Genomic DNA, 8,315 nt, shown 5'->3' with positions numbered 1-8,315 from the left:
CGGAACTAGGGCAATGACAGCCGCGGACCGAAGAGGCCGCGGCTGACCCTGAGCTTCCCCAAACTTTCCAGATATTCGACATGCGCCGCCATGGTCATCCTTGCAGCCATGCGGATTTTTGTCGGCTGCGTCGGATAGATTGTCTTCACCACCGCGCCGAGCGTTTTCGCGCCGTTGCCGACGGCGGCGAGGAGCTGGTTATTGCGCATCTGGCGGTGGGCTTTGAGCGCTTCGGCATGGGCGGGACCGTCGGCTATCGGGCCGCCGTGGGCGGGGTGGTAGTGCCGATAGGGCAAGGCGATGACCTTGTCGAGCGAGGCGAAATAGTCGGCCATCGAGCCATCAGGGACAGCGACGAGCGTAGAGTTCCAGCCCATAACGTGATCGCCGGAGAGCAGGATATCAGCATCGGGCAGGCCAAAGGCCAGGTGATTGGCGCAGTGGCCGGGGGTGGTGTGGACGGTGACGGTTATGTCGCCGGCTTCGATGGTCTCTCCATCGAGAAGCGTGCGGTCGGGGATGAGGTCCCAGTCGCAGGAGCGTTTTATGGGATTGCGCTCGAAGCGGCGGAGGGGTCGGGAGAGACGGTGTTGGCCGCCGAACCACAGGGGGACGCCGTATCGCTGGGCGAGACCCGCTGCGGCGGCGCTATGGTCGCGATGCGTGTGGGTGAGGAGAATTGCGGTCAGGGGCCGGCCGGCGATGGCGCGGTGGAGCGATTCGAGGTGGGTGGCGTCTTCGGGGCCGGGATCGACCAGGGCGAGCTTTTCCCGGCCGATGAGAAAACTGTTGGTGCCGGTGAAGGTATAAGGCGAGGCATTTGGCGCGGTGATGCGCGCGAGGCCCGGGGCCAGGTCCACGCGGGCGCCGATGTCGGGGCGAAAGCTGGTATCGAATGTGAGGGTGGAAAGCGGAGCCATTGCGCCAACAAAAATGACAGACTAGAACATGTCGACCGAACACGGCGCGCTGGATAGCGCAACTGTGTCTTCTGCAAGAAAGGTATGAAATGGCTGTCACTTTGACCACGCCCAATACGCTGCTCGGCGCCTTCCAGCCCAAGTCCGATGCGGCAAAGCTCGCGACCAACCTCGCGACTGTGGTGCTCGGCACCCTGGTGATCACGATTGCTGCCAAGATCAACGTGCCAGTCTGGCCCGTTCCTGTGACCCTGCAGAGCCTTGCCATTGCCGCTCTTGCTGCTGCCTTCGGCGCGCGCATCGGCGTTGCGACCGTCGCTCTTTACCTGGCGCAGGGCGCCATGGGTCTCCCGGTTTTCGCAACCGGCGGTGGCCTTCCCTACCTGATGGGCCCGACCGGCGGCTTCCTTCTCGGCTTCCTCTTCATGGCCGGCATCATCGGCTTTGCGGCCGACCGCGGCGCATCGGCCAAGCCCATGACACTGTTCGGCGCCATGCTGGTTGGTGAAGCCGTGCTGCTGGCGCTGGGCTTTGCCTGGCTGCTGCTGCTCTCGGGCCAGGCCCAGTGGATCGACCAGACCAATGTCCTCGCTTCGGCATGGGCCGGCGCCGTTCAGCCCTTCCTCGTCTGGGACGTGCTGAAGATGGCTCTTGCCGCCCTGACCGTGACCGGCGCCTGGAATATCCTCGGCCGCAAGCGCTGAGCGTTACTAAAAAAGTGAATTTTAGGGCTGGCCTTTGGGCCGGCCCTTTTTGTTTCAGGAGCCGAGACGCTTGAGGAAAGCGAGGGCTGCCTGCTCGTCTTCGTCGAGCCCGTCCTTGGGCTTGCGACGCGGCGCAATTTTGAGGGCGCCGGCCTGCCAGTTTTCAAAGACTGCCGGGTGGATGTAGCTCTGCCGGCAGACGGCCCGGGTATTGCCCAGCCGGTTGGCGACCACGTCGACAATGCCTGTCAGAACCTTGGCTTGAGCACGCTGGCTTTCGGGCACCGGCTGGCCGACGAGTAGGCCATAGGCGCGCACCGTGCCGGCCCAGGTGCGAAAATGCTTGGAGCTGAAATCGGGGCCTGCATGCTCGGCGATATAGTCGTTGATGTCGCGCGAGGTGATCGTTCGGTAGCCGGCTTCATCCTCATACTGGAAGAGGTGCTGGCCGGGCAGGTCCTGCAGGGATTTGACGATGCGCGACATGCGCCGGTCGACGAGTTGCAGGTTCCACTCCTTGCCTGATTTGCCCTTGAAGCGGAATTTGAGGGTCTGGCCGGAAATCGCGACGTGGCGATTGCGCAGGGTTGTCAGGCCAAAGCTCTTGTTGTCGCGGGCATAGGTAGGGTTGCCGATGCGGATGAGGCTGTTGTCGAGGAGCCAGACAACCGAGGCGGCGACACGATCAAGCCCAAGGCTGCGACGGCGAAGGTCGGCTTCGACCTGTTCGCGCAGACTCGGCAGCTTTTGCGCGAAGGGGACGAGATTGTCGAATTTGGTGCTGGCGCGCGATGCGGTCCAATCGGCGTGATAGCGGTATTGCTTGCGGCCGCGCTCGTCGCGCCCCGTGGCCTGAATGTGGCCGAGGGGATCGGCGCAGATCCACACATCGTTCCAAGCCGGCGGGATGACCAGCGCGTCGATCTGGTGGCGTTGTTGGGCTGTCGCCGCCTGGCCCTTGTCATCGACATAGGAAAAGCCCTTGCCGCGCCGCTGGCGGCGCCAGCCGCTGTCGTCGTCGGACGAATAGTGGAGGCCCTGTGGCGCACCGACCATTTCGTCGGCGCGCATGCGATCCCAAACTACGCTCTGAAAGATCATCTCAGCCTCCCCTCGCCGAAGCGCTAGGGCTCCATGCCGTCGGTCATGGAGAAGAGAATCCAAGTCAGAAGTGCCGCACCGGCAGCCGCTCCTAAAAGATACATCTCGGTCATCTCGATCTCCTTGGTGGAGACGATAACGCGTTAACGTCCTGTTAGGATGCTGTGGTTCAGCGCAAGAAAAAACCGGGCGCCGCCGATTGCTCGGTGACACCCGGTTTGATTGGTCGGAGTAGAGTGATTCGAACACTCGACCCCCTGCTCCCGAAGCAGGTGCGCTACCAGGCTGCGCTATACTCCGTCAGGGTGTCGCTCGGGATGCTCTGGCAAGCCAGTGCGATGCGCGACGAGCGGCGTTATAGCTGTGGATGCCGGTGGGTTCAAGCGCTTCCCACAAGCTTTTCTTCGTTCTGATGACAGGTGTGAAAAACTCTGGAAAATCCGGGCGCTAAACGTCATGCGCACCGGCATCCATTGGGTGAGATCAGGTCAGCGCTTTGCGCCGCGTTTCCGTATCGACGAACGTTGCCGCCAGCGCGCCGAGAATGAGGAGACCGGCAAAAAGCCCGATGGCGAGGGTGAAGTTCTGCACGAAGACCAGGGCCATGACGGAGGGTGCGAAGAGACCGCCGAGGCGGGCCATGGCGCCGGCCGCGCCCATGCCGGTGGCGCGTGACACGGTGGGGTAAAGCTCGGGGGTGAAGGCGTAGAGCGCCCCCCAGGTGCCAAGGAGCGCAAAGCTCATCAACAGGATTGAGGCGCCGACGACATAGCTGTCGCTGGCGAGAAGGAACAGCACGCAGCCGCCAGCGCTGAGGAAGAGGAAGCTGATCAGCGTTGGCTTGCGGCCAATGGCTTCGACGCCCCAGGCGGCAAGGGCATAGCCGGGGAGCTGCGCCAGGGCGACGAGGACAAGGAAGCCATAGCCGCGCACATAGCCAAAGCCATCCTGGGCGAGACGCGCCGGTAGCCAGGTGAAAATGCCATAGTAGGAAATCGACACCAGGAACCAGACCGCGAGAATGGAAATGGTGCGGCGGCGGAGGGCCGGGGTGAAGATGCCCTGGATGGGTTCGTCCGCCGGCAACTGAATCGCCGTATCGGATGGCAGCTCGGCTTTGCCATTGGTGCGCAGAATGGTGTTGAGCACGGCCTTGAGATCATCCGGGCGATCGCGGCGCTGGAGGTAGAGCGGGGATTCCGGCACCCACAGGCGTAGCCAGATGCCGATCAGCGCCGGAATGGCGGTGACCGCGAAAATCCAGCGCCAGGCATCGGTTGCGACATAGATGCTGGCGACCCAGGCGGCAAGGGCGACGGCCACGGTGCCGACGGCCCAGAAGCCCTCAAGGATGACGAGCCAGCGGCCACGGTTTTTCGCGGGGAGGAATTCGGCCATCATCGCATAGTCGACGGGGAGAGTGCCGCCCACGGCGACGCCGGTGAGGAAGCGCAGCGCGAAGAGAATGAAGAGATTGGGCGCAAAGACCGAGAGCAGACCGAAGAGCGCATCGCAGGCGACGGTGACGAGGAGCACGCGGCGGCGACCGAAACGGTCGGCGAGGCGTCCGAAGAGGCTGGCGCCGATCAGCATGCCGAGGAAGAAGACGGTGCCGATCTGCAGGGCTTCGGGCAGGGAAATGCCAAAGCTGGCGGCAATCGAGGCGCTGGTGAAGCCGACGGCGAGGACCTGCATGGCATCGGCTGCCCAGACGAGGCCGAAAATGCCGAGAAGCCGCCGCTGAAAACGGCCGGCGCCGGCTTGGTCCAAAACCTGTTCAACCGTATAGGCCATGCTGATCCTCCCGCCCTGTGCGGGGTTTACAACCACACGCCCGCCTAGAACAGCCCAGGGTGCCAATATCGGTTCGGCAAGTGGTCGATGGGTTGGTTAGCCGCGGATTACCGCCAGATTGAATTGCGGGCCGCCGAACTTCTTTTCCAGACTCATCCAGAGCGGGACCAATTGCTCCATGGCGCGGCAGGCGCTGAGATCGCCAAGATCGATGATGTCCTGCCAGCCGAAACTTTCGAGAAGCGCGGTTACCTCGCGCTTGGCGGCTTCGTCATTTGAGGCGATGAAGACCGTGTGTTTTTGCTGCAGATTGGCCGGATCGACCATGAGATGGGCGCTGATGCTGTTGAGCGTTTTGACGACGCGCGTATCGGGATGGGCCTTCTGGATGGCTTCGCCGAGGGGGATGGCGATCGGCTGGTCGACGGCGCTGTCATAGTTGCCGATATCGATAAGGATCTTTCCGGCAATGTCGCATTGGCCGAGCACGTGCAGCGAAGTTTCGCCGGGCAGGGCATTGACCACCCATTCGCCATGGGCGGCAGCTTCGGTCGCGGTGCCGAGTTTGATGCCCGGGAAGTCGGCGGCCTTGTTGGTCGCGCTGCGCGAGCCCATCATGACGTCGTGGCCGAGCGAAGCGAGCTTGCGGGCAATGCCGCCGCCAACCTGGCCGCTGCCGAGTACTCCGATGCGCATATTCTGGTCCCTCCGTTGCATATGGTTGCGCGGTAAAGTCGCAAAGGCAAGGCGCTAATCCGCTCCGCCACAACGCCCCGGCGGGCACGCTGTTCCCGGCGATAAAGGCCGTTGACAATCGGCATTGGTCGGTCAAAATTTGATCGTCTGGTCAAATTTATTGGCCGAAGGGAACGTGGGGACGGGACTATGGAATTCGGCATTACCTTCAAGGGGTTCATCGAAGCGGACCGGGCGCGCTATCTGGTGCGGGCAGCCGAGTATGCGGGCTTCGATTATTGCTGGTTCTATGACTCGCACATTCTCTGGCGCGATTGCTATGCAGCGATTGCCATGTGCATGGAGCACACGACCAAGATGCGCTTCGGGCCGCTGGTGACCAATCCCGACGTGCGCGACTGGTCGGTGGCTGCGTCGATCTTTGGTTCGCTGAGCAAGCAGAGCGGCGGGCGGTTTGACCTCGCGGTGGGGCGCGGTGACTCCTCCATGCGCGTCATGGGCAAGAAGCCGGCGACGCTCAAGCGGGTCGCCGAATTCATCGACAAGACCAAGGCAATGGTGCGTGGCGAGGAAGTGACTTACGGCGAAATCCCCGCGCCGGTGACGTTTCCATGGGCCGTGGGCCACGAACTGCCGAGCTGGATTGCCGCCTATGGGCCGCTCGCGCTGAAGACGGCCGGCGAGAGTGCCGATGGCGTGGTGCTGCAGATTGCCGATCCCGGCCTTTGCAAGTGGTTCACCGACCAGTGCATCGAGGCGGGCACGGCAGCGGGCAAGGACATGTCGAACTATCGTTCGATGGCGGCGGCGCCGGCCTATTTTGGTGACAGGAAGCGGGCCATCGAGAAGGTCAAGTGGTTCCCGGCCATGGTGGGCAACCATGTGGCCGACATCGTCGAAAAATATGGCTCGGAGAGCGGCAAGGTTCCGCAGAGCCTGACGAGCTATATCGAAAAGCGCCGGGGCTATGACTATTCGAAGCACGGGCAGGCGGATAATCCGTTCCTCGATTTCATCACCGACGATGTGGTGGAAAGCTTCTGCGTCCTGGGCGAGCCGGACGAGCATGTCGCAAAAATTCGCGACCTCGAGGCTGCGGGCGTGACGCAGTTCAACATCTATCTCGATAGCGGCGACGAGGAAGAAATCATCGCCGGCTATGGACGGCATGTGATCCCGGCGTTTCGCTGAGATCGGCGCGGGAGGGGAACATGCGCTTCGGATATAAGGCTTCGGCGGAGCAGTTTGGCCCGAACAAGCTTCTGCAATTTGCCGTGGAGGCAGAGCAGGGCGGGTTCGACTCCGTTTTTGTCAGCGACCATTTTCAGCCGTGGAAGCATACCGATGGGCATGCGCCATTTGCGCCGGCCTGGATGGCGGCGGTGTTGGCGAGGACTGAGCGGATCATCCTTGGGACATCGGTGCTGACGCCGACGTTCCGGCTGCATCCATCGGTTGTCGCGCATGCCTTTGGCACGCTGGGGGCGATGTTTCCGGGGCGCGTCATTTTGGGCGTCGGGACGGGGGAGGGGCTCAATGAAGTGCCAGCGACCGGTATCGAGTGGCCCGAACTGAAAGAACGCTCGGCGCGGTTGCGCGAGGCGATAAAACTGATCCGGCAGCTCTGGAGCGAGGATCGGGTCAGCTTCGAGGGGCAGTATTACAAGACTGTCAACGCCACGATCTATGATCGGCCCGAGGAAATGGTGCCGATCTATATTGCGGCCGGCGGGCCGCTGAATGCGAAATTTGCCGGGCGCGAGGGGGATGGGTTCATCTGTACCTCGGGCAAGGGTGCCTCGCTGTATGTCGATGAACTGCTGCCGAACGTAGCGGTGGGCCGGCAGGAATCGGCGCGGGCGGCAAAGCCGTTCGAGCGGATGATCGAGGTGAAGGTGTCGTTCGATACCGACGCCAAGCGGGCGCTCAACGACACGCGGAACTGGGCGGCTTTGTCGCTTTCGGCTGAGGAAAAGCACTCGGTGCAGGATGCCGAGGAGATGGAAAAGCTGGCCGACGCTTTGCCGATCGAGCGGGTGGCAAAGCGCTGGATCGTGTCGAGCGATCCGGAAGAACATGTCGCTCAGATAAAGACCTATATCGACTATGGCTTCGACCATTTGGTGTTCCATGCGCCGGGCACGGACCAGAGCCGGTTCCTGGCGCTCTATGCCAAGGAAATCCTGCCGCGCCTCAAGGCGCTGGGGTGAGGAGAATAAGAGATGTCGGTGCCAACATTCAGCGTTTGGGGTGTGACCGGCATTCCGGAAATTGCGGCCGGCGATGATCTCGTGGCGCTGATCTCCGCGGCGATTGCGGGCATGGGTGCCGAGCATGCGCTGGTGGACGGCGATATTCTGGTGGTGACCAGCAAGATCGTGTCCAAGGCCGAGGGTCGCATGGTGCCGGCTGGGGATCGCGAAAAAGCGATTGCCGACGATACGGTGCGCGTCGTTGCCGAACGGGTGCATCCGGGCGGGGTGACGCGGATCGTCGAGACCAAGCAGGGCATGATCATGGCGGCGGCGGGATTGGACATGTCCAATGTGCCCGAGGGCTTTGCGCTGAAACTGCCGGAGGACCCAGACCGGTCCGCACGGGCCCTGTGCGTGGGACTGCGGGAGCGGTTTGGGGTACGGCTCGGGATTGTGGTCACCGACACGGTCGGGCGGCCATGGCGCGTGGGGCAGACGGATCTGGCGATTGGCGCGGCGGGGTTGCAACTGACTCACGATCTGCGCGGGGCAAATGATGCGAACGGGCGGCCGCTGCATGTGACCATGGCCGTGGTGGCCGACGAGCTGGCCGGGGCGGCGGATTTGGTCAAGGGCAAGACATCAGGCATTCCGGTGGCGGTGGTCCGCGGCATGGAACGGCTGGTGCAGGGGCTCGATGCGCCGGGGGCGCGGAGCCTGGTTCGAACTGGCGACGACGACATGTTCCGCTTCGGCTCGGCCGAGGCCTATCGGCTCGGCTATGAGGCCGCCATGGCGGACATGAAAGATACTTCCAAGGCACGCCCCAAGGGGCAGAAGCAGGACTGAACCATGCGTCATTCTTTTTCTCTTCTCGCTGCCATCGCGGCGGGTCTTTTTGCCGT

Annotated in this window: 8 protein-coding genes and 1 tRNA gene; 4 read left to right on the top strand and 5 right to left on the bottom strand. The window is 62.8% G+C overall.

Annotated elements, in window-relative coordinates:
* Positions 1-5: 5 nt before the first annotated feature.
* Positions 6-920, bottom strand: coding sequence for an MBL fold metallo-hydrolase (locus ABW043_RS20735; protein ID WP_353923094.1), 915 nt, complete (start codon positions 918-920; stop codon positions 6-8).
* A gap of 89 nt (positions 921-1,009) precedes the next feature.
* On the opposite strand from ABW043_RS20735, the gene ABW043_RS20730 reads away from it, so the two are divergent.
* Positions 1,010-1,624 carry a biotin transporter BioY gene (locus ABW043_RS20730; RefSeq protein WP_353923093.1) on the top strand — a complete coding sequence of 205 codons (615 nt, stop codon included), beginning with the start codon at positions 1,010-1,012 and terminating at the stop codon, positions 1,622-1,624.
* A 54-nt stretch (positions 1,625-1,678) separates the two neighbouring features.
* On the opposite strand, the gene ABW043_RS20725 is transcribed toward ABW043_RS20730, so the two are convergent.
* The 4 genes from ABW043_RS20725 to ABW043_RS20710 all read right to left on the bottom strand — a co-directional run bounded on the left by ABW043_RS20725 (position 1,679) and on the right by ABW043_RS20710 (position 5,236).
* Positions 1,679-2,725: a DNA topoisomerase IB gene (locus ABW043_RS20725; RefSeq protein WP_353923092.1), complete on the bottom strand. Its 1,047-nt coding sequence runs from the start codon at positions 2,723-2,725 to the stop codon at positions 1,679-1,681.
* 223 nt (positions 2,726-2,948) lie between these two features.
* A tRNA-Pro gene (locus ABW043_RS20720) sits at positions 2,949-3,025 on the bottom strand.
* A gap of 183 nt (positions 3,026-3,208) precedes the next feature.
* Entirely contained in the window at positions 3,209-4,519 is a 1,311-nt protein-coding gene (locus tag ABW043_RS20715) for an MFS transporter (protein ID WP_353923091.1), read from the bottom strand.
* Between the two features lie 96 nt (positions 4,520-4,615).
* Entirely contained in the window at positions 4,616-5,236 is a 621-nt protein-coding gene (locus ABW043_RS20710; protein WP_353923090.1) for an NADPH-dependent F420 reductase, read from the bottom strand.
* 168 nt (positions 5,237-5,404) lie between these two features.
* Between ABW043_RS20710 and ABW043_RS20705 the strand changes: the two genes are divergently transcribed.
* Genes ABW043_RS20705 through cofE form a run of 3 tightly spaced genes read left to right on the top strand, consistent with a single transcriptional unit; the run spans position 5,405 to position 8,259 of the window.
* Positions 5,405-6,406, top strand: coding sequence for a TIGR03842 family LLM class F420-dependent oxidoreductase (locus tag ABW043_RS20705; protein WP_353923089.1), 1,002 nt, complete (start codon positions 5,405-5,407; stop codon positions 6,404-6,406).
* Between the two features lie 20 nt (positions 6,407-6,426).
* A complete protein-coding gene (fgd, locus tag ABW043_RS20700; protein ID WP_353923088.1) occupies positions 6,427-7,425 on the top strand; it encodes a glucose-6-phosphate dehydrogenase (coenzyme-F420) in 999 nt (332 codons plus the stop codon).
* Between the two features lie 12 nt (positions 7,426-7,437).
* Positions 7,438-8,259, top strand: a complete 822-nt coding sequence (cofE, locus tag ABW043_RS20695; protein WP_353923087.1) for a coenzyme F420-0:L-glutamate ligase — start codon at positions 7,438-7,440, stop codon at positions 8,257-8,259.
* Positions 8,260-8,315 lie beyond the last annotated feature (56 nt).

This window comes from Devosia sp., from assembly GCF_040509215.1.
Classification (GTDB): domain Bacteria; phylum Pseudomonadota; class Alphaproteobacteria; order Rhizobiales; family Devosiaceae; genus Devosia.
The sequence above is the reverse complement of the archived record's forward strand: the minus strand, read 5'-3'. Positions and strand labels throughout refer to the sequence as shown.

What these genes read in the sequence shown, in the direction of transcription:
- ABW043_RS20735 (WP_353923094.1), bottom strand. Translation starts at nt 920, where the DNA reads ATGGCTCCGCTTTCCACCCTCACATTCGATACCAGCTTTCGCCCCGAC.
- ABW043_RS20730 (WP_353923093.1), top strand. Translation starts at nt 1,010, where the DNA reads ATGGCTGTCACTTTGACCACGCCCAATACGCTGCTCGGCGCCTTCCAG.
- ABW043_RS20725 (WP_353923092.1), bottom strand. Translation starts at nt 2,725, where the DNA reads ATGATCTTTCAGAGCGTAGTTTGGGATCGCATGCGCGCCGACGAAATG.
- ABW043_RS20715 (WP_353923091.1), bottom strand. Translation starts at nt 4,519, where the DNA reads ATGGCCTATACGGTTGAACAGGTTTTGGACCAAGCCGGCGCCGGCCGT.
- ABW043_RS20710 (WP_353923090.1), bottom strand. Translation starts at nt 5,236, where the DNA reads ATGCAACGGAGGGACCAGAATATGCGCATCGGAGTACTCGGCAGCGGC.
- ABW043_RS20705 (WP_353923089.1), top strand. Translation starts at nt 5,405, where the DNA reads ATGGAATTCGGCATTACCTTCAAGGGGTTCATCGAAGCGGACCGGGCG.
- fgd (WP_353923088.1), top strand. Translation starts at nt 6,427, where the DNA reads ATGCGCTTCGGATATAAGGCTTCGGCGGAGCAGTTTGGCCCGAACAAG.
- cofE (WP_353923087.1), top strand. Translation starts at nt 7,438, where the DNA reads ATGTCGGTGCCAACATTCAGCGTTTGGGGTGTGACCGGCATTCCGGAA.